This is a genomic window from Mucilaginibacter sp. P25, assembly GCF_050859465.1.
Taxonomy (GTDB): Bacteria; Bacteroidota; Bacteroidia; order Sphingobacteriales; family Sphingobacteriaceae; genus Mucilaginibacter; species Mucilaginibacter gossypii.
On the sequence record NZ_CP193937.1, the window covers coordinates 2,694,443 to 2,717,625 of the forward strand.

At 43.5% G+C, this 23,183-nt stretch carries 22 protein-coding genes and 2 pseudogenes; 6 read left to right on the forward strand and 18 right to left on the reverse strand.

Annotated features, from left to right (window positions below; genetic code table 11):
• Positions 1-5: 5 nt before the first annotated feature.
• On the forward strand, positions 6-1,118 hold the full coding sequence (locus tag ACRQ5D_RS13985) for a hypothetical protein (RefSeq protein WP_431199832.1): 1,113 nt from the start codon (positions 6-8) through the stop codon (positions 1,116-1,118).
• On the forward strand, positions 1,013-1,813 hold the full coding sequence (locus ACRQ5D_RS13990) for a MutS-related protein (RefSeq protein WP_431199833.1): 801 nt from the start codon (positions 1,013-1,015) through the stop codon (positions 1,811-1,813). The genes ACRQ5D_RS13985 and ACRQ5D_RS13990 overlap by 106 nt, the downstream gene beginning before the upstream one ends.
• A 194-nt stretch (positions 1,814-2,007) precedes the next feature.
• Here ACRQ5D_RS13990 and ACRQ5D_RS13995 read toward each other — a convergent pair whose 3' ends face one another.
• The 8 genes from ACRQ5D_RS13995 to ACRQ5D_RS14030 form a co-directional block, all read right to left on the reverse strand.
• Entirely contained in the window at positions 2,008-3,291 is a 1,284-nt protein-coding gene (locus tag ACRQ5D_RS13995; protein WP_432329768.1) for an outer membrane beta-barrel family protein, read from the reverse strand.
• Positions 3,180-4,517 (reverse strand): carboxypeptidase-like regulatory domain-containing protein, encoded by a 1,338-nt coding sequence (locus ACRQ5D_RS14000; RefSeq protein ID WP_432329260.1) that lies wholly within the window; start codon positions 4,515-4,517, stop codon positions 3,180-3,182. Before ACRQ5D_RS14000 ends, ACRQ5D_RS13995 begins: the two co-directional genes overlap by 112 nt.
• 331 nt (positions 4,518-4,848) lie before the next feature.
• The gene (locus ACRQ5D_RS14005; protein ID WP_431200788.1) at positions 4,849-5,646 is read right to left on the reverse strand and encodes a DUF4249 family protein; all 798 of its coding nucleotides are present in this window, start codon (positions 5,644-5,646) and stop codon (positions 4,849-4,851) included.
• A gap of 4 nt (positions 5,647-5,650) precedes the next feature.
• Positions 5,651-5,845, reverse strand: coding sequence for a hypothetical protein (locus ACRQ5D_RS14010; protein WP_431199834.1), 195 nt, complete (start codon positions 5,843-5,845; stop codon positions 5,651-5,653).
• An 82-nt stretch (positions 5,846-5,927) separates the two neighbouring features.
• Positions 5,928-8,303, reverse strand: a complete 2,376-nt coding sequence (locus tag ACRQ5D_RS14015) for a TonB-dependent receptor (protein WP_432329262.1) — start codon at positions 8,301-8,303, stop codon at positions 5,928-5,930.
• A gap of 549 nt (positions 8,304-8,852) precedes the next feature.
• A complete protein-coding gene (locus ACRQ5D_RS14020; protein WP_432329264.1) occupies positions 8,853-9,557 on the reverse strand; it encodes a LytR/AlgR family response regulator transcription factor in 705 nt (234 codons plus the stop codon).
• A complete protein-coding gene (locus ACRQ5D_RS14025) occupies positions 9,554-10,144 on the reverse strand; it encodes a sensor histidine kinase (protein ID WP_431200789.1) in 591 nt (196 codons plus the stop codon). Before ACRQ5D_RS14025 ends, ACRQ5D_RS14020 begins: the two co-directional genes overlap by 4 nt.
• Positions 10,126-10,587, reverse strand: coding sequence for a hypothetical protein (locus ACRQ5D_RS14030; protein WP_431199836.1), 462 nt, complete (start codon positions 10,585-10,587; stop codon positions 10,126-10,128). The genes ACRQ5D_RS14025 and ACRQ5D_RS14030 overlap by 19 nt, the downstream gene beginning before the upstream one ends.
• Positions 10,588-10,814: 227 nt before the next feature.
• Between ACRQ5D_RS14030 and ACRQ5D_RS14035 the strand changes: the two genes are divergently transcribed.
• Positions 10,815-11,183, forward strand: coding sequence for a glyoxalase superfamily protein (locus ACRQ5D_RS14035; RefSeq protein ID WP_091172111.1), 369 nt, complete (start codon positions 10,815-10,817; stop codon positions 11,181-11,183).
• A gap of 67 nt (positions 11,184-11,250) precedes the next feature.
• Positions 11,251-11,955 carry an REP-associated tyrosine transposase gene (locus ACRQ5D_RS14040; RefSeq protein ID WP_431199837.1) on the forward strand — a complete coding sequence of 235 codons (705 nt, stop codon included), beginning with the start codon at positions 11,251-11,253 and terminating at the stop codon, positions 11,953-11,955.
• Between the two features lie 523 nt (positions 11,956-12,478).
• On the opposite strand, the gene ACRQ5D_RS14045 is transcribed toward ACRQ5D_RS14040, so the two are convergent.
• The 7 genes from ACRQ5D_RS14045 to ACRQ5D_RS14075 all read right to left on the reverse strand — a co-directional run bounded on the left by ACRQ5D_RS14045 (position 12,479) and on the right by ACRQ5D_RS14075 (position 17,044).
• The gene (locus tag ACRQ5D_RS14045; protein ID WP_091172297.1) at positions 12,479-14,542 is read right to left on the reverse strand and encodes a putative porin; all 2,064 of its coding nucleotides are present in this window, start codon (positions 14,540-14,542) and stop codon (positions 12,479-12,481) included.
• A gap of 34 nt (positions 14,543-14,576) precedes the next feature.
• Positions 14,577-15,392 carry a purine-nucleoside phosphorylase gene (locus ACRQ5D_RS14050; RefSeq protein WP_090534201.1) on the reverse strand — a complete coding sequence of 272 codons (816 nt, stop codon included), beginning with the start codon at positions 15,390-15,392 and terminating at the stop codon, positions 14,577-14,579.
• Entirely contained in the window at positions 15,376-15,540 is a 165-nt protein-coding gene (locus ACRQ5D_RS14055) for a hypothetical protein (protein WP_431199838.1), read from the reverse strand. Before ACRQ5D_RS14055 ends, ACRQ5D_RS14050 begins: the two co-directional genes overlap by 17 nt.
• Positions 15,537-16,130, reverse strand: coding sequence for a tetraacyldisaccharide 4'-kinase (locus tag ACRQ5D_RS14060; protein ID WP_431199839.1), 594 nt, complete (start codon positions 16,128-16,130; stop codon positions 15,537-15,539). Before ACRQ5D_RS14060 ends, ACRQ5D_RS14055 begins: the two co-directional genes overlap by 4 nt.
• Positions 16,102-16,419 carry a tetraacyldisaccharide 4'-kinase gene (locus tag ACRQ5D_RS14065; RefSeq protein ID WP_431199840.1) on the reverse strand — a complete coding sequence of 106 codons (318 nt, stop codon included), beginning with the start codon at positions 16,417-16,419 and terminating at the stop codon, positions 16,102-16,104. The genes ACRQ5D_RS14060 and ACRQ5D_RS14065 overlap by 29 nt, the downstream gene beginning before the upstream one ends.
• A gap of 170 nt (positions 16,420-16,589) precedes the next feature.
• A complete protein-coding gene (locus ACRQ5D_RS14070; RefSeq protein ID WP_431199841.1) occupies positions 16,590-16,793 on the reverse strand; it encodes a hypothetical protein in 204 nt (67 codons plus the stop codon).
• A complete protein-coding gene (locus ACRQ5D_RS14075) occupies positions 16,778-17,044 on the reverse strand; it encodes a hypothetical protein (protein ID WP_431199842.1) in 267 nt (88 codons plus the stop codon). Before ACRQ5D_RS14075 ends, ACRQ5D_RS14070 begins: the two co-directional genes overlap by 16 nt.
• Positions 17,045-17,129: 85 nt before the next feature.
• Between ACRQ5D_RS14075 and ACRQ5D_RS14080 the strand changes: the two are divergent.
• Positions 17,130-18,040: pseudogene (locus ACRQ5D_RS14080) on the forward strand (serine hydrolase).
• 397 nt (positions 18,041-18,437) lie between these two features.
• Here the strand turns inward: ACRQ5D_RS14080 and ACRQ5D_RS14085 are convergent.
• Both ACRQ5D_RS14085 and ACRQ5D_RS14090 read right to left on the reverse strand, forming a co-directional pair.
• A complete protein-coding gene (locus tag ACRQ5D_RS14085) occupies positions 18,438-19,439 on the reverse strand; it encodes a polysaccharide deacetylase family protein (protein WP_091172120.1) in 1,002 nt (333 codons plus the stop codon).
• Complete coding sequence (locus ACRQ5D_RS14090) at positions 19,420-19,956, reverse strand: hypothetical protein (protein WP_091172122.1); 537 nt, start codon at positions 19,954-19,956, stop codon at positions 19,420-19,422. Before ACRQ5D_RS14090 ends, ACRQ5D_RS14085 begins: the two co-directional genes overlap by 20 nt.
• Before the next feature lie 55 nt (positions 19,957-20,011).
• Between ACRQ5D_RS14090 and ACRQ5D_RS14095 the strand changes: the two are divergent.
• Positions 20,012-20,742: pseudogene (locus ACRQ5D_RS14095) on the forward strand (pyridoxine 5'-phosphate synthase).
• Here ACRQ5D_RS14095 and ACRQ5D_RS14100 read toward each other — a convergent pair.
• Entirely contained in the window at positions 20,725-23,082 is a 2,358-nt protein-coding gene (locus ACRQ5D_RS14100; protein ID WP_091172125.1) for a gliding motility-associated C-terminal domain-containing protein, read from the reverse strand. The pseudogene ACRQ5D_RS14095 and the gene ACRQ5D_RS14100 overlap by 18 nt on opposite strands.
• Between the last annotated feature and the right edge of the window lie 101 nt (positions 23,083-23,183).

The window sequence follows — 23,183 nt, forward strand, 5'->3', positions numbered from 1 at the left end:
TGCACATGGAACAAACAATTATAAACGATTATACGCAAAGGGCAAGCCTCGCCGCTGCAGAAGCGGCCAAATATAAAAAGCTTGCCAATACCTATTCGCTGCTGAGGCTCGGCATATTTGCTATGGTGGCCTTAACTATAGCCTTTGCCATTCACTTCGACAATTTTAGTATCATCGCCATAGCCTTTGTACTGCTGGTTTTTGCCTTTGCCTGGCTGGTAGCGCGCCAAAGCGCTTTTGAAAAGCAGAAACAGTATTATGACGATCTGCAGCAGGTAAATGAAAACGAGATAGCCAGTATCCAAACCCATGGCAATATCTACAACGATGGCGCACGCTACGCTAACGACAAACACTTTTACACTTCCGACCTGGATATTTACGGTAATGCATCGTTATACCAGCTCATCAACCGTGCAGCTACTACCCCGGGAAATAATAAACTGGCGGGTTGGCTCAATGCCCCGGCAAGCAAGCAAACCGTATCACAACGACAGGAAGCCGTTAAAGAAATAGCCGCTAAGAACAGCTGGAAGCTCGATCTGCAAACACGGCTCATTTTCGCCATAAAGCAGGATGTAAACCAACTTAAAAACCTGTTTAAATACCTGCACATTCCGCTCGATATGCCAGGCGAAAAATGGCTTGCCGCTTATACAAAAATAGCGCCATACTTGTTTACGGCGTTGTTGGTAGTTGCTTATTTTTATTCGCCGGCGAAGCTTGCGGCCATCGTGGTTGGCTTGTTTAATATGGGGGTGGTGTTTTCAAAAGCAGCCTACATCAGCAAAGCCGATCTTATTGCCGGTAAAATAGGTGATACTTTATCCAACTATGCAAATGTATTTAAGTGCATTGAAGACCAGCAATGGCAAGCTCCCTATAACAATATATTAGCACAACAGCTTAAAACAGATAAAACATCGGCTAAAATAAAAGAGCTGGGAGAGCTGATCAATAAGCTTAATTATCACCTTAACCTATTAATTGGCTTTGTACTCAACCTGTTTTTTTGTGGGATATCCGCCAGATCATCGCCATTGAAAACTGGAAACGGCAAAACCAGGACAGCCTTGAAGCCGCTTTTGATGTCATTGCCGAATTTGAATCACTCCTGAGCCTGGCCGGTTTAGTAGTAAACTATCCGGACTGGTGCTTTCCTGTTATTGACGACAGGCAGGGCTATACCCTTACAGCTAAAGCCATTGCCCACCCGCTTATTGATGTCACCAAACGCATCGAAAATGATTACGAACTGGATAATACCTTTAAAGTTGACATCATAACCGGATCAAATATGGCCGGCAAGAGTACCTTTTTGCGTACCGTGGGCATTAATACCGTGTTGGCCTTAAGCGGTGCACCGGTTTGTGCCAAAAGCATGCAGGTTTCGGTGATCACCATGATCAGTTATATGCGCATCAAAGATTCGCTCAATGAAAGTACTTCGACTTTTAAGGCCGAGCTCGACCGTCTGCAAATGCTGCTGGCCGCGGTCGAAAATGAGCCTAAGGTGTTTTTCCTGATAGATGAAATGCTGCGCGGTACCAATTCGGTTGATAAGTACCTCGGCTCAAAGGCGGTTATCGAGCAACTCATCCGCAAAAATGCGGTGGGTATGGTAGCCACTCATGATTTGCAGATAGCCCATCTCGAAACCAAATATCCTGATTACGTACGTAATTTTTATTTTGATATCCAGGTCGTGAACGGCGAAATGCTGTTTGATTACAAGATCAAGCACGGCGAGTGCAAAACTTTCAATGCCTCGCTATTGCTTAAACAGATAGGGATTGAGGTGGACGCGGAATAGAACCGGGATTTTGTCTGAACTCGAATTAAACGAATTTTAAGAATTTATCGAATTTTAAAATTCTGTCAATTCAATGAATTCAACAAATTCGAGTTCAGACAATCCTGGTTCAGAAAAAGAGCCGGAAGCATTTACGCTCCCGGCTCTTTAGTTTTTTCTTATATCCTGACTCTAACAGTCTTGACTCTTAAATATTATCGGCCTCCCGTAGGTGAACCGCCGGCACCCTGGTCGCCTTGTTTCATGTCATCATTGTTGATGCCTTTTTTCTGCTGTTGCGGGTTGCTGAAGCTTAATTTACCGAAGCTGTAGCTAAACGTTACACCAAACGAACGGAATGGGAACGCAAATTTGCTGCTTTGTGTAAATGTTGGCGTTTTTATGTCGGTATTAAAGTTTTTGTAAGTATTGAATGGCTCAATGGCATTAATACCCAATGCAAGTTTCTTTTGCATAAACTGTTTTTTAAAGCCAAAGCCCATAATGCTGAACGATGGGTTTGAGCCCTGAATGGTGCGGCGTGCCGAATTTTCAACAGCAAATGCCTCCGCTATAAAGTTGTTTGGCAGTGTAAGCTGAGCACTTAAAAATGCGTTGTACTGCACATAAGTATTGGTTTGTGTTTGCTGGTGCGTAAACTGGTCAATAGCGGTTGGCTTATAGGTGTAAGCGTTGATTTGACCGCGTATGGTCAGGATCTTGAACGGGGTTACCGAACCAAAAAAGCTTGCGCCATATGAGTTATTTACGCCAATGTTTTGATAGGTAGTTAAAGTAGCGTTCTGATCACCATTAGGTGGCAGGTTTTCAACTATACCTTCAATTAAGCCTGATGTATGCTTATAATAAGCAGACAGGTTGATCACAGACGATTTTATGAATGTGTTGTAACCCAATTCAACTGTTTGCGATATTTCGGGCGCTAAGTCGGGGTTACCCACTGTTTGTGCTGTAATATTGCTCCTGTTAACAAACGGGTTCAAAAACTGTAAGCTTGGGCGAGTTATACGCTTGCTATATGATAATTTGATAGTTTGAGTAGGTGTAAGCGCCTTTTGAAAAGTTAAGCTCGGTATAAACGTATTATAGTTTTGATCAAAAGGGCTAAGATTTTGAGCGCTATTGATTGGCTCGCCGTGAATATCCGTATTTTCAAGCCTTGCACCTGTCATAATGGAGTAGCCTTTAGGCAGAGAGAAAGTTAATACGGTGTAACCGGCCCAAACTGTTTGATTATAATTATACCTGTTTGAGTTTGGATCGCTGAATACAAAACCGCCGTTTCCGTCCGGTACAAAATAATCCGAAATACTTTTTATCCTCCTGATGATGTTTTTACCACCGGCTTCCAGCTTAAGCAGTTTGCTTACAGGTAAAGTATAGTCGGCTTGTATAGTATACTCGTTGTTTTTACCATTAATATTGTTTTCAAGGGAATCAAACACCGCCGAATACAAGTTAGTATAATCGGTAACAATTTTGCTATGGCTCCATTGTGCAGACAGGTCCAATTCATGACCTTCTTTTTAAATTTGTGCGTGTAATCAATGTTCCAGTCAAAGCCACCAAAACTATTATGCCCGCGACCATCAGAAGTGTAAGACTGATCTTTGGTGTGATCAAAATAATAAGTTTGATTTGTGGTTGACAGCGAATGCGGATCAAAACCACCCTGATTTAAACGGATAGAAGTACGTAAGTTGTTGTACGCGTTAAAATCATAGCCAGCCGAAACAGAACCTATTACGCCGTGACGTTTAACGCGGCTGGTTCCTGTAGATGTTTGCTCATAGTGTTTGGTAGGGTCACTGTAATTAAAATTCTGATCGCTTGAGGTAAGCGAGGTTTGAGGCCATGTTGCGTTACCACCGGCGTTTGCCGATAAACTAAACCTGTTGTGGTTATAGTTGATATTGGCGTTGCCGTTGTTTTGACGTGTACCAACACCACCGCTGATTGAACCGCTGATACCTGAAACATTTTTTTGCTTGGTAATGATGTTCAGGATACCGGCCGAACCTTCTGCATCATATTTTGCCGATGGCGAAGTTACCACCTCGATACTCTTGATCTGGTCGGCAGGGATGGTTTTCAACACATCCGATAGGCTGGCAGATGTAGCACCGGATGGCTTGCCATTGATCAATACACGTACGTTCTGGTCGCCGCGGATGGATACGTTACCGTTAAGGTCGACAGCAACCAAAGGCACTTTCTGTAACACATCGGTAGCGTTACCGCCAGCGGCAGTAAGATCTTTCTCCGCGTTATAAACTATCTTATCGATCTTATTTTCGATTAATGCGGCCTGGCCAACTACCGAAACTTCTTTAAGCGCGTGTGAGCTTGGGGCCAACAGTACCTGGCCAAGCTTAGCATCTGGTTTTGATGGGGTAGTGGTTACCTGGTCAATATATTTAGTTGGGTAACCTATAAAAGAGATAGCCAGCTTATATACGCCCGGCTTTATATTGTCCAATTTAAAGTTACCTTTTTCATCGGTTACAACACCGGTAATTGGCGATTTGCCTCCGCTGCGATATAAACCAACCGAGGCGTAGTCCATTGGTTTTTTGGTTAGCGAATCAATGATAGTGCCTGATATTCTGCCTGTTGTTGTAGGTCCGCCGCCGCCCACACCAAACTGGGCCTGAGCCGATAACGCGAAGCAGAATAATGCAATAAGTATGTAAAAACGTTTCATTTAGTATTATTTTGGTAATTGGAGGCGAAAATACTTTAAATGTTACATGCTGAATTTTTATTTTTTTACAAATAGTGCATTTGTAATGTATAAGTTACACTATTATGATGTAACCGGGGATTTTACAATGGGGGATTAAAAAGAGGGATTTGCAATGAAGTGACAACGATATAAAAACCATGTCAATTAGGAGTGATAAAACTTAGGGAAGATTTACGAAGTTTTGAAACTTCGTAAATCTGGATTCAACACCGTTTTTTAGGAAAGGCACAAGTAAGCCCGGACCGGGGCAACTTGTGCCAGCAGATGATTCAATACCAATTATCAGATTTTACTCTGTCGTTACCCTCAAATTCAAGGTGTCGGCTTGCATAGCGGTAAAAATACCGAGGCCGTTAACAACATTGGTTGGGGTATTTACCAGGTTTTGTGAGCTGCCGCGGGTATTGCTGGTTAATATATTAATGTATTCGTCGTTTACCCTTAGCAATATTACTTTATAAACCCCGTAGTATTTGAAAGTGGTTTGCGTTATGCTGTATGTAGAGGCACGTTCGGTATTGATTTCGAAACTTGGGTTCCTGTTGTTCCTTACCGCTATGATCTCAAAAGGATTACTGTCGGTGTTTTTGAAAAGCAACATATGCTGTAACGAATCGGGGTTGGTCCAGGTAATGGTATCACGCACCTTATCGTTATAAGCCTGATCAAGCGTATTAGGCTCATGGAATACACTGTCGGTTAGTTTAAATCCAACTGATTTGCCCGGCATCACTGTTGACGCGCTCACAACCAAATTGTTATAGGTAAACTGCAAGGAGTAAGTTTTACCGGCAGTTACGAACGAGGCATCGCTGTAAGTGTAAGTTCCGTTTGTTCCTTCGGTGAGTTTTACAGTCTGTGTACCATTGCTTACATTAATTGTCAGCCCGGTAATGGCCGATCCATAAGTAGCAGTATCCGTCAGGTCTTTTTGCTGATAAACTTTTACTGAAAGCGGTTGCCCTGCAACCAGGTATGCTTCAACAACAGGTTTGTTTACCGCATCAGTATCAGAAGAGTTTTTTTGCAGGCCGATGCCATCATCAGGCAGCCGGCTATCAGTGCAAAAAATGTATATCGTATGTATGTTTTTATTTCCATCTTAAGCTTAATGTAACGTTAGGGGTAAAGCCGAGGTAGTTAACATCGGTAGTGATAACCTGGTTATTTTGCATCTGGTATTCGCGGTACCAGGTGTTGGTATGATTGTAAACGTTAAACAGCGACAAGCCTATAGAGCCTATTTTATGCCCGTCTATCTTCAACAGATCATATGACACTGACATGTCCAGCCGGTGATAAGCCGGCAAACGTTCGGCATTTTTATCGCTGATGTTGAGGTAAGTGATGCTGTTGCCGTCAACGGTTTTAATGGTATAGCTGGATAGGGGGCAGTGTAAGGATGTCCGGTACTGAACAGGAAAGTGGCAGCAAAATTCCAGCGCTCGTAATGGTACATGTTGATGGATTTAAATTCATGGCGCACATCCTGGTCGGCGGCGTAATAATCAGTGCCAAAAGCTGAGAATTTATTCTGGGCCTGGGCAAGGGTATAGCTGATCCACCCGGTATAACGCCCCATTTTTTCTGCACCAAAAATTCAACGCCTTTGGCACGACCGGTTCCCTCATAAAAGTTTTCGGTAACGGTTTGTGTTTGATTTTGGTTCGCTTCCATCCTGAAACCGCCGCCGGCAGGCTGAGTTTGCCTTACTGTGTATTGGGTAAGGCCGCTCAATGTTTTGTAGTATCCTTCAACGCTGAATAAAAGCTCGTCTGTTTCGTAGCTGGTGCCCAATATGAAATGTCTTGACATCCCAACGGGGATATTGCTGTTGTTTGATAGTACCCAGAAATTACGGTTCCCCGCCAGTATATCCTCGCGGATCACCTGGTTTTCAAACTGGTAAAACTGCCCGGTAGCGCCTTTTATGGTAAATTTATCGGTAAGGCTATAACTTGCCGACAGCCGGGGCTCAAAGTACGGTTTGGATGTAGGGCCGAAATAACTGGCCCGTAAACCAGGCTGAATATGAAATTTATTGTTTGGGTCGATAGCCAGCTCGGTGTAGAAACCCGCTAACATGGCATTGTTATGCTGATTGATGAGTTTGCTTGTATCGTTTTGGGTATACTCATAATCTATTTTTTTATAGGACGCAAAACCCCCGAAGAGCAGCTTATACTTGTTGCTAACTGTCCATTCCCACTCAGATTTATAGCTTACATCCTTCAGGTTGTTGGTTTCAAGCGTGCCATTGCTCAGCGTATGTGAGATGCCGTTGGTATCGATTTGTGAAAAGCCCGAAGTACTGCGGTTCCTGTCGTTGAAATAGGATGAGTAGGTGATGTAGTTGTTGGAGTATAGTTTCTTATTCCATTGCCTGAACCATTTGATACTGCTGCCCAGGTTACCATATTTGGTATAATCGGTTATGTTGATACCGCTGCTGCCCGACGACAGGAACGATGGCAGGCCCAGTTCCCTGCTGTTATCTGTTTTATCGGTACCTGTGTACAAAGTCCATGATACTTTATCTTTTTGACTGATGCTGTACGTGTACTTGGCATCAAAATCATAAAAGTAGGAGCTTGGGGTAATCTGGTTAGCAAAACCGCCACCGCCAAAGCCTCCCCGGCCGCCGCCACCCGGACCGCCGCCCTGCGTGGTTGATGTTTGATTAAACTGGTTAAAGATCTTGTTATAAAACGGCCCCTGGTATGAGCGCCTTACTGCTAACAGCAAGGTCGATTTATCAGAAAGCGGCGTTTCCAGGTAACCGCTTGCGCTCAGCAAACTCAAATCGGTACCGATGTTGGTTTCGTTCTTGTTACCCTCTTTGCCGTTGAGTTCGGTAACGCTCGAAAGCCTGCCGCCATATTTGGCCGTAAAGCCGCCTTTATATAATTGCACATCCTTAATGGCACTGGCATTGAAAGCACTGAAAAAGCCATACAGGTGATCAACCTGGTAAATGGTAAAACCATCCAGTACAACCAAATTCTGGTCGGGCGTGCCGCCGCGTACATATGCACCTGATGATGACTCGTTGGTACCGCTTACGCCGGGCATCAGCTGGAAAGCCCGCAGCACATCCTTATCGCCCATGGTTGGCAGCTTATCTAAATTGGCCGGCGAAAGCTGTAACACGCCAACCTGCCTGCTATCGGTATTCATAACGCCGCTTTTTTTACCCGTAATAGTAACCTCGTTTAAGCTGTTGAGCGATGAATATAACCCACAGATCAGCGGCGAATTCAGCTTTTCGCTACTCAGCCTAAAATAGTCCGTTTGGTAACCTGTATAGGAGACCTCCACTACCGATGTATCTGAAGGTACCCTGAACATCGTAAAATAACCATCAGCATTGGTCATAACGTTGAGGTCGGTCCCCCTGATCTTCACCGTAGCCGATGGCAGCGACTCGCCTGTTTGCTGATCAATTACCCGCCCGTTAATACTCACCAAAAAATGTTTGGGTTTGGCTTTGGGCGCCTCAATCTCTTTAGCCTTTACCGCGTTAGATGCCTGCAATGACAACTTGTTGAGTTTTTGCAGCCGCGCCAGATCGTCGGTGTTTTGGAGGATGTAGATAGTGCCGGTTGATTCTATCCAGTAATGCAGGTTGTTTTCATTGCAAACCTTGGCAATTACATTTTTAAGCGGTTCTTCAAAAAAGTGCTCCACAACGTCCATTTCATGTAAAGGCTCCCGTTCAAATACTATGCGGACTTTATAGTTCATGGCCAATGTATCAAAGAGCTCATCAAGCGGACACGAAAAAAATGGTTAACTACAATCTTTTTTAGCTTTTGTTGGGTTTGCTGACCATGGGCCACCGTACCGCACAAAATCAGGGAGCTTATTAACATTAGGGAAAATTTCTTCATGTAGGGGTATATTTTCTTCGATGCCGAAAATGCACCATGTTTTGAAGCGCCTCAAATAAAATCGACCATGGGAGGTTTTCTGTAGACCAGATGCCCGGATGTGTGGCAGGGGTATTGGTAGAGTAGCCTATTATTTTACTATGAAAAGCGTGGCCTCGTGCGATTCCCCTCTTGAGAGGGGCGGAGGGGTGTGTTTCCGCGCTGACAAGCTTACGGCAGAAACACACCCCTACTACCACTCTTTCCTGCCGCGCCCCCTCTCAAGAGGGAATTTCGGAAGCTGTAAGAAAAGCAGCGTTATCGCTATGGGGAGGAACGACGGAGCAATCTCGTAGCTATGCAGATCGGACGTGCATTAGCTAAGAGATTGCCGCGCTACGCTCAATGACATATTTTGTGAAGCCTACACCTTCCCTATCATCCTGTTTATCACATCACGATATCCATCACTTAATGGTATCTCGGTGTTGATGAGTTTGATACGGGCACGGCGCATTTGGGATACGTGATCGAGGTTAACGAGGTATGATTTATGTACCCGGAAAAACTGGTCGGGCGGTAATTGTAGTTCAATTGCTTTGAGGCTGATGCGGGACAATACCGGTTTTTGCTGATTGATGAGGTGAACTTTTATATAATCTTTAAGCCCTTCAATGTATTCAACCTGATCAAAACTGATCTTAACGAGGTTATAATCAGCATGCAAAAAGAAATAGTTTTTTGTGGTTGGCTGCGGCACATAACTGCGGCGAAGCTCATATAAGTCGAGCGCTTTGTGGCAGGCCTTCAAAAAGCGGTCTAAGGGTACAGGCTTAACCAGGTAGTCAACCACATCAAGTTCAAAACCTTCAACCGCAAATTTTTCATAAGCGGTTACAAATATCACCATGGGCTTCTGTGTCAAGCTCCTGATGAGTTGTAAACCATTGATGCCGGGCATGTATATATCACTGAAAATAAGGTCTATCTGCTCCTTTTGCATGGCTATGATAGCCTCGCCCGCGTTGCGGCAACGCGCCACTACCTGTATGGTATTTACATGCTTCAGGTTGTATTCCAGCAAGTCGAGCGCAAGCGGCTCATCGTCAATTATTAAACATCGCATCATTTAAGTTCCAGTTGCAGCATAACTATATAAGCCTGCTCGTTTTTGTTGATATATAGATTGTGTTTGCCGGGGTATAACAGCTCAAGCCGGCGTTTAACATTAGCCAGACCAATACCCGAGGCGTTATCCTTACTGTATTCGGTTGGGTTGTACACGTTTTGTACGCTGAAACGCAGGTTCTTTTCGTCGGTAAAAAGTGTGATGGTTATAGCCGGCGCATCAATATCGCCCGTGCCATGCTTAAAGGCATTTTCTACAAAGGGGATCAGCAGCATGGGTTCAATACTTTTTTCAGGAGCTTTAATATCGGAGCTAAAGCTGATCTTTACCTGGTCGCGAAAACGGAGTTGTTGCAGCTCGATATAGCTGCGGAGGTAGTCTTCTTTTTGGCACAGCATAACTTTTTCGGCATCGGTTACATAAAGCATATAACGGAGTAATTTAGAAAGCTGGATGAGTGTAGGCTCAACTGCCGAAGGGTTTAAACGTGAAAGCGCCACCGCACTGTTAATCACATTGAAAATAAAATGCGGACTGATCTGCGAACGTAAAAATGCCAGTTCAGAGATCAGCGAAGCATTATCAATGTCCTTTTTTTATTGATGGCTTTAAACTGATCGGCCAGGTAGTGATAAGCAAAGCTGCCGGCGGTGACAGATAATAAGGGGAAAATAACCAGGAACGGCCCCGGAGGGCGACGATGATGCCCCATCCAGGGAAAATGAGGCACAGGGAAATAATGTCGTACTTCCATTAGTATTACATTGAACACCACAAAGGAGGCAAGCAAGGCAAAAAAGTAAAGCCAGATATTATTTTTTAAGATCCTGGGAATAAGGAAAAACGCATTCAGGTAAAATTCGGCGGCAAGCACCAGGTTAAAACTGATAATGTGCCCCGATGAAAAAGCAGGCTGCGGAAAGCCGCGCATATCCGGCCTGGAAATGATGGGCGTAAAAATGATCAACGCCCAAAATAACAGGTGGATACAAATTTCGATAATCAGCGCCGGCTTTATCCGTTTAAACATATCATGCTAAGGTAGCCTCATTTTAAACCCGCACTCAATGTAATAGACGATGGGGCAAAATGTGCCGACGAAAGTACGGTATCTGTTGTATGGAACCCTAATTTCAGGTGCTGCACAAGGCATATTTAACATCTATTAACATTTAAAGGCGGCTAATTGAAAACAAGCGGTTTCGCTGTATAAAACGGTGGCATTTTCCGTTAAATTTGTTTAACAACTAATTACCTATGTCAATAACCAAACCTATCCTCCGAATTTTTGATTATGACAAAGCCATTGAATTTTATATCAACTGGCTTGGCTTTAAAACCGATTGGGAGCACAAACCCGAAGGTGTACCGGTATACATCCAAATTTCCCTGCGCGATTTAGTGCTTTACCTCTCCGAACATCATGGCGATGCGAGCCCGGGCAGCCATATAGCGATCGATGACTTTAGTGAGCTAAGGGATTACCACGCCCACCTCATCGCAAAAAAATACAAATATAACCGCCCAGGTTTGGAAGTACCCGAATGGAATGACAAGGCTATCATGATGACTGTTCATGATCCGTTTGGTAACCGGTTAACTTTTAGTGAGGAGTTGAAGGGATAAGCCTGTCGATCTCTTCACATCTTTAAAAAAAATGTCATTTCGATAGAGCAGGGGCGGACTGAGTAGTGTGGCGAAAGAGAAATCTTTTGCATCAGACTCTACAACTATGGCTGTAAATGCCCGTTTTAGCGCAAGTGTTGTGTGGTTGGCTGGAGGGGGTGCTCACTTGTGCTTTCTTTATACTTTTATAATTGTATTTAACTATTTTCAGTGCGTGAGTACTAAATATAAATTCGCCAATCCGGAGGGGATATACTTCGTGACTTTCGCCGTTGTTCATTGGGCCGATGTTTTTACAAGAAACATTTATCGTGATATCTTACTTGATAGTTTTCGTTATTGTATAAAGGAAAAGGGTTTAATTATTTATGGGTTTGTTATTATGAGCAATCATGTTCATTTGGTCATAGGCAAAAAAGGGGATCAAAGTCTATCGGCCATTATGCGGGATATGAAAAAGTTTTCATCTGTTAAAATCATCAGGGAAATTATAGAAAACCCGGCAGAAAGCCGAAAACTCTGGATGCTTAAACTCTTTGCTGACACAGGAAAAGCAAATACAAATAATACCCACTATCAGTTATGGCAACAACAAAATCATCCGATTGAAATTGAACCACACTCAAATATGTTTGATCAAAAGTTGAATTATATTCACCAAAACCCTGTTAAAGCAGGATGGGTTAACGAACCTTCAGCATATGTTTATAGTAGCGCCGCTAATTATGAAGAAAAGGGCGGCATTTTGGGGGAAGTTGAAGTAGCACATTGATATTATTAGTTCCAGAAGGCACAAGTCATCCACCCTCATGCCAGCCACACAAGACTTGCGCCAGAAAATGTTAAAGCAGGATGGGTTAACGAACCTTCAGCATATGTTTATAGTAGCGCCGCTAATTATGAAGAAAAAGGAGGGGTTTTGTTGGAAGTTGAGGTAGCATATTAATTTAGATTTTTTTTGAGTTTTAGCGCAAGTCTTGAGCCCCCGGAGATGCGTAGTTGGAGACTTTGTGCTTCGACAATATGTCTTGCTGTCTAAAGCCCAAAGGCACAAGTCATCCACCCTCATGTCAGCCACACAAGACTTGCGCCAGAAATGGGAGACACAGCTTGCAGAAGGCACAAGTCATCTACCCTCATGCCAGCCACACAAGACTTGCGCCAGAAAAGGAAGAAAAGGGCGGCATTTTGGGGGAAGTTGAAGTAGCACATTGATATTATTAGTTCCAGAAGGCACAAGTCATCCACCCCCATGCCAGCCACACAAGACTTGCGCCAGAAAATGAGGATCTTTATTAATTATAAAACGTCCATGAAACGCCGAACTTCAGGATGGCATCCTGTTGTGGGTAACGGTTAACTGTGTAATAGCCTTTACTCCAGGCCCGCTGGTTGATGTAATCATAAGCAACAAACAGGTTGGTACGCTGCAGGGTTGCTTTGAAAAATACACCAAATATCGGATAGGATGAAAACGTTACGTTTGCGCCGTTATAAAACTGGCCCAATCCCGGGGCGTATGAAGGGGCAACATATTCTGTATTATACCTTCCATTTATACCCATACTGGCATGCAGTACATTAAGCAAAACCCTGTTAACATATAAGCTGCTGTAAGCATATACTTCCGGGGTACGAAGCGTGTTTTGATAATCGGTTTTTTGGTATACCACGTAATTATCAAAGTGCAGGCTCCGGTAAGTGAAGTTTTTACCCAAACTTACTTTTAACAGGTTGATAGAGTTGTTAAGCTGAGCCGGGCGCGCATCGGTACCGCCATCCTGGGCTGTAAAATACAGGTAATTGCTGATCAAAAAGTATTCGGCTTTTAAATCAATTTGCAGGGCATTGTTAATGTAGTTGAACGAAGCGCTGGTTGTTTTTTGATTACTGAAATCATTATGAAAAATATAATGATTAGAGATCCAGTTATTATAAACCAGCGGCGGCGAGCTGTTTTGTGAATAGGCTTCTAAAACGATCTTGCCGGTTTTTTTGCCGCCTGCCAGGGTAAGTTTGGCATCATATAAGTAATTACCAAAATCACGGCCCTGGGCAATCTGCCTGAAATCGGCGTCGAGCGCAATGCGGTCGCTAAAGCGATAACCCAGTTTGGCTTTCAGCGTAATATCCTGGAAAGTGTTGTGCTGTACCTTGTCCTGGTGAACGTATTTTACACCATACTCGTTTAGGGTGGTATCGCTAACATATTGGTTATACGAATAAAAATCGTGTACAAGCCCTAAGTCAAGCTTAAGCTCGTTCTTTACAAATTTTACCGATTTACTTCGCAGATAAAAGCTATACAAAAACTCATTTTGAATATGCGTGACGACTGTTGAATCCCTTGACCGGTTATTGCTGTAATAATAATCGGGGAACACATTATAGGTATCAACACCGCTTTGCTTATACAGGTACCTGCTGTTTGATACATGAAGGGTATGCGATACACGTTGGGTAGGGAGGATCTTTGAATTGTCTTTCCCCTTATTCAAACTATCTATCCGGCCTAAATAATAAAACTGTTTAATGTAAAGGCCCTTATCGTTCCAGTTTTCATAACTATACGGTAAACGTACCGCTGCCCTGTCTTTTGAAAAGGCGTTATTTACATTGGTACTCGTAAACACCGAATCGTTGAGAATGCTGCCCGTTTCGGGGGCTTTAAGGTTGTTAAACAAAAGGTTGGCCAACAGGTTATATCGTTTGCTTTTTGATTCGTACCAGGTAAAAATAGAAGCATTCAAATCGCTCACGTTTTGGCCAAGCACGTTGTTAAAATTGTAGAAACCTCTTGATCCGTTGAAATTAAGGTTAAAACCAATGTTCCAGTTAGGCTTTATATTTTGGGTATGGATGATATTGAACAGTTGAATGGCCGAACCACCAAAGGCGTTGTACAAGGTAAGCTTGGTGTAGGGTACGCGTGTGTTATAGTAATTGATATCCTGGGGCTTTAATGCGTAAATATCAAGCGCATGCAAGCCCAGGTCAAAGCCTATGGTTCTGCTGGGTTCAAAAAGCAAAGGCCGTTGTGACAAACCAATATTACCCAAATGAATACGGGGACTGCGTGGATCAATAAGCGGACTATAGATCTCAAAGTTGGTGATACCGGTATCAATCGGAAACAGCTGCGTACTATCATTCAGCAAACGCTCGTTGGTAACGCGGATAAATTTGGAGCTAAAAACTACCGAATCCTTTTTGTTTTCTTCTTTTCGTCTTAAACTGTCCAGCAGTTGGTCGTCGGTCAGCTGTTTTTCCTGTCGGCGTGCAGTATCACGGGTAGGCAGGTTACGCGGATTTGTACGGGTACCATACTGCGCAAAAGCGGCTTGTACCGATAAGCACATCAGCAATAAAAAATATATTTGAGCTTTTGGCGCATTAATTACCGGCTATCAGTTCTTTAAGTATCAGGGTCATTTTGGGTTCGGCTTCCTGCGCAATAGCAATAATCTCTTCCAATGTTATGGGCTTAAGCACTTCCGGGAAGCCTTCATCTGTTAATACCGAAATAGCAAACGTCGGGATCCCCATGTGGTTAGCAACAATAACCTCGGGCACGGTGCTCATGCCAACTGCATCGCCGCCAATGATACGCAGGTATTTGTATTCGGCACGGGTTTCCAGGTTAGGGCCGGTTACGGCTACGTATACCCCTTTATGGCAGGTGATGTTATTTTTTTGAGCGATGGCTAAACCCTTTTCGATCATATCATGACGGTAAGGTTCGCTCATATCAGGGAACCGCGGGCCAAGCTCTTCATAATTGCGGCCAACCAGCGGGTTTTGAGGCTGCAGGTTAATATGATCTTCAATGATCATCAGGTCGCCCTTTTTAAAATCGGGGTTAAGCGAGCCGCTGGCGTTTGAAACATATAGCGTTTTAATGCCCAGGTATTTCATCACCCTAACCGGGAAGGTGATCTGCTGCATATTGTAGCCTTCGTAATAATGCAAACGGCCCTGCATGGCCACAACTTTAACGCCTGCAAGGGTACCAAAAATCAGCTTCCCCGAGTGGAACTCCAATGTTGAGATAGGGAAATCAGGAATGTTGGAATACATGAGTTGTTTTTCAACTTCAATTTCTTTTACTAGGCCGCCAAGGCCGGTACCTAAAATTATACCCACTTCGGGTTCAAAATCGCCTATCCGGTTTTTGATGTACCGGGCGGTGCCTTCAATATTGTCTAACATATGTTTGTACTAATTCGTCAAATTGTTGTTGCCCGTTATTTAAAAAACTAATGCCTATGGGCAGCACCAAAATGGGCAGTTTTTTAACCATCGCAAGCAGGTCCTGTTCCCCTAAACGCTGTGCATCCTTTTCTGTTGTGATGATCACTTTTTTTGTGATGCACAGGCCGAAAATTCATCGGCAAGTTTACTGATATTTTTTAAGCTAAAACTGTGATGGTCGGGATAATTATGATGAACAACCAGGGGTGTTTGCTTTTTCAGATGCGACAATAACGGTTTTGGATTAGCTATTCCCGTAAGCAGGAAAACCGTGGTTTGATCGTCGATGGCATTTGTAACCGGGGCGCCATAGAGAGTTTGGGCCGGCAGATAGTTTATGGTGGTAAAAAATAGCGACTGGTGCGGATACGGTTTGATCCGTTTAATCACGCGGCCTTGTTCCAGATCGGTAAGCGAAGCCGGACATTTACTGATGATGATGACATCCGCCCTTTTGCGCCCGCCGAATGGCTCGCGCAGGTTACCCGCCGGGAGCAGAAAATGGGGTTCGTTAACACGGCTGTAATCAAAAAGCAAAATGCTCATGCCCGGTTCAAGCGCACGGTGCTGGTAGGCATCATCTAAAATAATAACATCATGATCGTCTTTTAACTGCTCAACGCCATCAACCCGCTTTTCGCAAACGGCAACATCAAGATCCGGGAATTTATGTTTGAACTGCGCAGGTCTCGTCACCGATATCCGAGGCTTTACTTTCGCCAGATGCCAGCAAAAAACCTTTGGTAATACGACCGTAGCCCCGGCTAAGCGTGGCAATTTTATAATTACCCTTCAACAGCCTGATCAGATATTCGGTCATAGGGCTTTTGCCGGCACCGCCAACATCCAGGTTGCCGACTACGATCAGCGGCATGTCAAAACCAGTGCTTTTGAAAATTCCCCGGTCATAACACCAGTTGCGAATAGCCGTAACCAGGGCATAGATCAGCGAAAACGGGATTAAAAGCCAGCGAAGGAATTTCATAAATGATTTTGCGGGCCGTCATTGCGAGGTATGAAGCAATCCCCGATGTGCAGGTCGGCAGTGCAAGCCCCTCTGTATAGTTTGGGATTGCTTCGTACCTCGCAATGACGTCCTTTCTTCTTTTAAATTTCTGAAGAGCAACAAAGTTAATATTTGATGCCGATTTACTATCAGTCTATCACGCCAAACTGCTTCAAATGATGTGTAAAATGCTTTCCGTGCCATATGGTCCACTCGTAATAATCCATAGGGCCAAAAGCACCGTGGATCACTTTAACATCGGGGGTATTGAAATACCTGTCGAAAGTGTCAAGTTCTTTCATGAGCTGATTAATAGCTGTTTCCAAATTGGGGTAGATTAAGGTATCAGCCAATTCTTCCAAAAAATATTACGGGGTATTTCTGCATCGGTATAAACGGCGGCGTGTTTACGTGCAGCTGTATTGTCATCCGGGCCATCCCAGGCTGGTATTTTTACACCGTTGGTATACTGAACCTGGTCAATAAGGTGCTCGATCATTTGCTGCGGTTTCATTTTGCCCCAAAGTGGCGCTGCTTCGGGCCGCAGGTTGAGCATTAAGCGGTACAGCACTTTGCGGTTGGTAATATCAACAAAATGGTTCATGGGCTAACGGATGTTTTAGCAAATATAAACGAGTGATTGCCTGTTATATTAAAATTTGTATTTTCATTTTTTAAATTGCCATCACATGAAACATAAACTTACCTTACTGTTGTTGACATTGTTAGCAGCACCGGCATTTGCACAAACCGACAGTAAACTCACCGCTAAATTGAATGAAGCTGTCAAAGATTTTCAGGGCCAGGTTGGCATTTATGTACATAACCTAAAAACCGGTAAAACAGCCGAAATCAATGCCGATACCTTATTCCCTACGGCCAGCATGATCAAAGTGAGCATTCAATGCGGGGTGATGGATAAGATAGAAAAAGGTGAGCTGAAGTATAATCAAAAATTAGTTTACCGAGATTCATTGCTTTATGCAGGTGAAGATTTGCTGGGCTCGTTCAAAGATAAAGACACTGTACAATTGAGTAAAGTGGCTATGCTCATGATCACCATGAGCGATAACACCGCAAGTTTGTGGCTGCAAAAGCTGGTGGGCGGCGAATATATCAACAACTGGCTCAATCAAAATGACTTTAAGGTAATGCGGGTAAATTCACGTGTGCCGGGCAGGGAAGCTATCCGCAAGATCTATGGTTGGGGAGTAAGCACCCCCGCGAAATGTGCCGCCTGTTTGCCATGATACGCGAAGGTAAGGCGGTAAGCCCGGCAGCCAGCGAGCGGATGTACCGTAACATGGGCCGCATTTACTGGGATGAGCACGCGTTGTCGCAAATTCCGCCTTATATACATACCATTTCCAAACAGGGAGCGGTTGATGAATCAAGGTCAGAAACCGTGCTGGTGAATGCCCCGCATGGAGATTATGTGTTTTCGATCATTACTAATCATAACAAAGATACCAGTTGGACACCCGACAATGAGGCTGGATTGCTGATCAAAAAAGTATCGGCCCTGCTTTGGCATTATTTTGAACCTGGAGATAAATGGCAACCAGCACACGGAGTTGAGAAGTTTATGTTGAATGAGTAAATAATTAAAAGGCATTGCTGCTTCTCGTAGCGTAAAGTCTTGAGAGAAAGTCATGAGACATCTGTTTTTAGCACCCGGATAAAACGATGCAGACACCATTCTGAATATACTGTTAAATTAAGGTGAAAAAAATATGAGATTTATATAAATGGATGTTATATGGTGCAAAAGAATTAAATTGTAACAAAGCCCATGAAATTATTAAAATCATGTTTATATTTACAATTCAATTACGGGTATCCAAACCCGGATTTGTGATAAGGTTTAGGTTTAAAGCCCCATGCAGCGAGTGCTATGGGGCTTTTATTTTAGGTCATACTCAAAAAACTTAAAAACTAAACTTCGTAAGTCTGCGCATTTGCACTGCTAATTGCCACTGTGCACGGCCGGCTTTTCCTCACGGCGTTTCACTAAACTCTTCATCCACACTTTCGCGTAAATCATACAGTAACCATTGCTTACCGGCAATTGATCGTGTTTTTGACTGCAGTAGTTTAATGAAATCGTTAACGCCTACAGGTTCATTGCCGTTTCCGTGTATGAGCACAATACTGCCATTTTGGGGTTGTTGGCCTTTAGCCAGCCATGCATCGGTACCAACCGGGATCAAGCCGAAACCGGTAATTCGGTATACCAGTTGCTGATCAGATACCAGGCCCGGGAAGCGGAAAAATACAGATGGTAATAGCCCATTACGCAGCATGGCCTGTTCTGTTTCCAGTACTTCATAACTAATATCTGTTCCTGGTTCAAGTAAAAAGTTTTCTTTAAGCGGAGCTTTCAGGCTAACCCGGTGATTGAAGGAATGATTGATCCAGGTGATGTAGATCTCACGGTTAGCCTGCATTTGTTTTAGCCAGGCCAGGTCCTGCGGGTGCTGGCGCATCCAGATGCCGGTTATGGAAAGCGCTATTGGTACAGGGCGCTCTACTTTTTTAAATTCGGTGAAAATGTCGGTGAAGATGCGTTTATCCAACGGGCGGTGCGATGGGCAAAGGTCGGCGGTAAGGCTGATGCCGGTTTGTTTGGGGATTCCGCTTTCGATGCCTGCGTCCTGGATGTTGACAGATTGTTTTTCGGCTTTACTGAGCGCCTTTTGATAAGGTGTACTTTTAAAAAACTCACGCGCCTGCTCCATCGTCATGGGTTTGATCTGATAAAAGCTGCTTTCGTTTATTTTGGTTTCGAGGGTTTGCGGGTTCACCATCAACAGGTAATTGCGCCCTTCATTATCAAAGCGGCGAAGGATCATCCAGTCTTGCGGATAATTATGCGCCCAGCCATAGTAAACCTTGTAGTTCCCGATTTTGCGGTAAACGGTTTGCGCTGATGTTTGCTCAATAAAAATGGTAGAAGTGCAAAATAGCGCGAATATTAAATTAGTGAATGTTTTGTTCATGAGGTTTTGCATCCCAGTTTTTGCCGGCAACAAAGGTACTGACAACTAATATCAGCATAAAAATGATAATAAAAGTCAGTACATAATGATCGAAAAGCAGGCGTTCTGAAGGCAGTGGCCCCGGTTGTTGTCGGTCAAGCGCAGAAAGGGGAGGATAAACTGTCCATCCATCCCCCGCATGAGTTGTATGCTGTTCAAAAAACAGAACTGTTTTGTAAATATTAAAAGTTGAAAGTATTAAAGACAAATTGCTTATTATCAGGATGATATTTATGTGTTGCTTTTTAAAACGACTGGTTAATGACCGGATCAAATAAACGATAGCTGTAAGCAATAGAAACGGAAATAAAGTAAAATCTATCCAGTTGAATGGAAGTGTGAAATAGGTGTCATGCAGCGCTATGTCGAAACTTGAATTTCCCCAAAAAATACCCAGCAAAAAGCGTATACCAAATGCAATAAATAAATACAGTATTATCAATACGATCAGCTCGGTGATAAATTGTTTAGGCTTCATGGTTTAAAGTTAAATATATCCGCCAATTTATCTAAATGATCTATAACTTTGAAGTATGACCCGTCTATCTGTCAACATCAACAAAATAGCCACCCTTCGTAATTCGCGGGGGGCAATAATCCCGACCTGATCCAGGTTGCTAAAGACTGTGAACGTTTTGGCGCGCAGGGAATAACGGTGCACCCCCGGCCCGATGAGCGCCACATTCGTTATAACGATGTGTTTGAGCTTAAGAAAATTGTTACTACAGAATTTAATATTGAAGGCAATTGCCAGGAACAAAAATTTATCGACCTGGTGCTTGCCAATAAACCCGAGCAGGTTACCCTGGTACCTGATGTTTTAGGGCAGATCACCTCTAATCATGGCTGGGATACCATCACCAATTATCATTATTTAAAAGATATGATAGCGGTATTTAAAGAAGCCGGGATCCGTGTATCTATTTTTGTTGATCCAATACCTGCAATGGTTGAGGGCGCAGCCAAAACCGGTACCGACCGTGTAGAACTTTATACCGAAGGCTATGCTACTCATTTTCCGCAGGGGAAAGAACTTGCTATTGCTCCTTATATCGAGGCAGCAAAAGCGGCTCAGCAGGCTGGTCTGGGTCTTAACGCCGGTCACGATCTGGATTTACATAACCTGAAATATTTTGCAGAAAATATACCCGGCCTGCTTGAGGTAAGCATTGGGCACGCCCTGGTAAGCGATGCCTTGTATTATGGTTTGGAAAACACTATCCAAATGTACTTGAGGCAATTATCGCTAACGGATAATGCTTAAACTGCCCGATAATAAGCCACAGCCCGAGCTGAGGTTAATGATATAATAATAGCTGCCCGTAGGTAATGGTTTGCCATTATAGGTGCCGTTAAACGGGTGGCTGTATCCTATGGAGTTAAAAATATTTTTGCCATAACGGTTAAATATTTTTACGGTGGCCGATGGATAGTTTTCCATTCCTGCTATCTGCCAGTAATCATTGATACCATCATTATTGGGGGTAATTACATTGGCAATATTAAGGTTTGAAAGGCCTACACTTACATCAACCTTTGTGCGGGTGCTTTCACAAGCGTTGCTAAAACGGCTTATATAATAACTCCGGTTGGCGGTAACGTTTACTTTAAATTTGCCATTGGGTTCCTCATCAAGTGGAGTAGTACTGGTTTCACTATCATAAAGCCTGTAGGTTGACGTTGTTACCGGATTGCTAACAGGTATAACGGTTTCGCCAGGACCGCACAATTGAAAGCTGCTTATCACAGGCGGATCGATAACAAGCTCCTGGTTAAGCAGGGTAATGTGATAGGGCACAGCGCAACCGTCCGGATCGATGGTTAGTGTATATGTTCCGCCGGGAAGCCCGTCGATATCCAGTGTGTTGCGTATTACATCTCCGGCTTCATTTGTCCACCTTAATGGTGGTGTACCGCCGTTTGTATTGATAAGCTTTAAATTACTGATGCTGCCATTTGCTGCATCGCAGGAAGCATTCACTTTTTGAAGCCCTGAATCATCAATGCCGGGATTTGAACTGGTTAAGGTTATGGGGATAGATTTGGCAAAACAATTTCCGTTATAGCATTTGGCGTAATAGGTGCCAACGCCAACACTCTCCAGTTTAGGGCCACCGGATTGTACTAATTGATCCTGGTCATTATACCAGTCAACCCCGATAACGTTCTTTAAGTTTTGCAGGGTGATTGATCCGTTGTTTTTAAAACAAGTAGGATTAACCTTCACATAATCGGCGGCCGACGTCGAAATGACCGGTTGGGTAAATTCAGATGAGCTATTGTTAAGTGTAGCATTTGCCACCAGCTTTTTATTGTGAAAATCGCCAGTAAACTTCCAATTACCCGCTGCGTCTGCAACAACCGTAACCAGGTATTGTACCGGGTTACAAACAGAGCAATCTGTATTGTCATTATAAATGTAAATAGCAGCTCCCGGCGATGCCGTTCCTGAAAATTCGGCGGCACTGTTTACAACTATATTAATGTTGGGAATGGCTGTGCCACTTGATATCAGGTATGGTGTTGTATTGCAGGAAATACTGTTTTTGGCTATAGTAATATTGTTTGATTCGACCGCATAGAAAGCGCCGCCGTCATTACTAAAGATATTGATATCGTTATCATTATCATCGCCAATAAAAGCATTATTGCATTTAAATAAGTACATACCCGAATTACCCGGTATACTGCTTTGCTTATTACGCATAAAAGTGAAGCTGTTTACAGATATAAACTGAAATTGTGTAGAACAAAAATCATTGTCGGCTACCTGCGTATTGCTTCCCTGAAACCGTACAAGTATGGATGCCCCGTTTACGCGGTTGTCCTGCCCGTTCACATCAAGTGAAAGCGAGTTATTGATAAACTTATTATCAATTCCGTTCAGGGCTATCGCGGTAGCAAAATAGTTTCTTTCTTTTGAGGTAGGGCCACCCACTAATGAGTTATCGGCGGTTATATCAAGTGCATACCCTAATTCAACAACATTTGTTCCCGATTCATCATAACCAATAAAATTTGATTGGATATTGATATTATCATTATTCTTTGAGTCGGTTAGTGAGTTGGTGCCGCAATACACACCGTAGATGTTATCGCAAAAAACATTTCCTTTATCCGGTGCGCCTATGGTAATATTGGTACAATCGTAAGCGGATATAGCGGTGAAAAGCAGGTTGCCGTTAAAGTTTGTGAGTTTGCTGCTGTAACCTTTTATGCATAAGCCATATATTTCCACATTGGTAACTTCGGTCATCAACAGGGCTGCTGCTTTAGTACCCGGAAAAGTATAGCTAACATCGGGTATGATATAAACCCTGGCGTCACTCCTGCCGAGTTTGGGTGTTGGCTGTGTGCTGCCGTCGATAATTAAATTAGAGGTAACCTCGGGGAGCTGCGTAAAAAGTGTGATGGTCACGCTGCCCGGCAGGTTAAAATTAATAACATCCTGCTGAATTGTGCCATTGGCGGCTGCCTTAGTAAGGGCCTCGCGCAGTGTGCCCGTTCCTGCATCGGCATTACTCGTAACGGTAAATACCGAGGCCTCTGCATTTAAACAGGTCAGCAATAAAAATAGCATAAACAGAAACAACTTGTGTTTCATGGCTGCAACCTAATCTGAATGTTAGTTTATAAATTGATTTGGGCAATAAACTGGTTTGTTAGTATTGGTTGATATTGCCTGCCAGTAAGTTACGGTTTTTG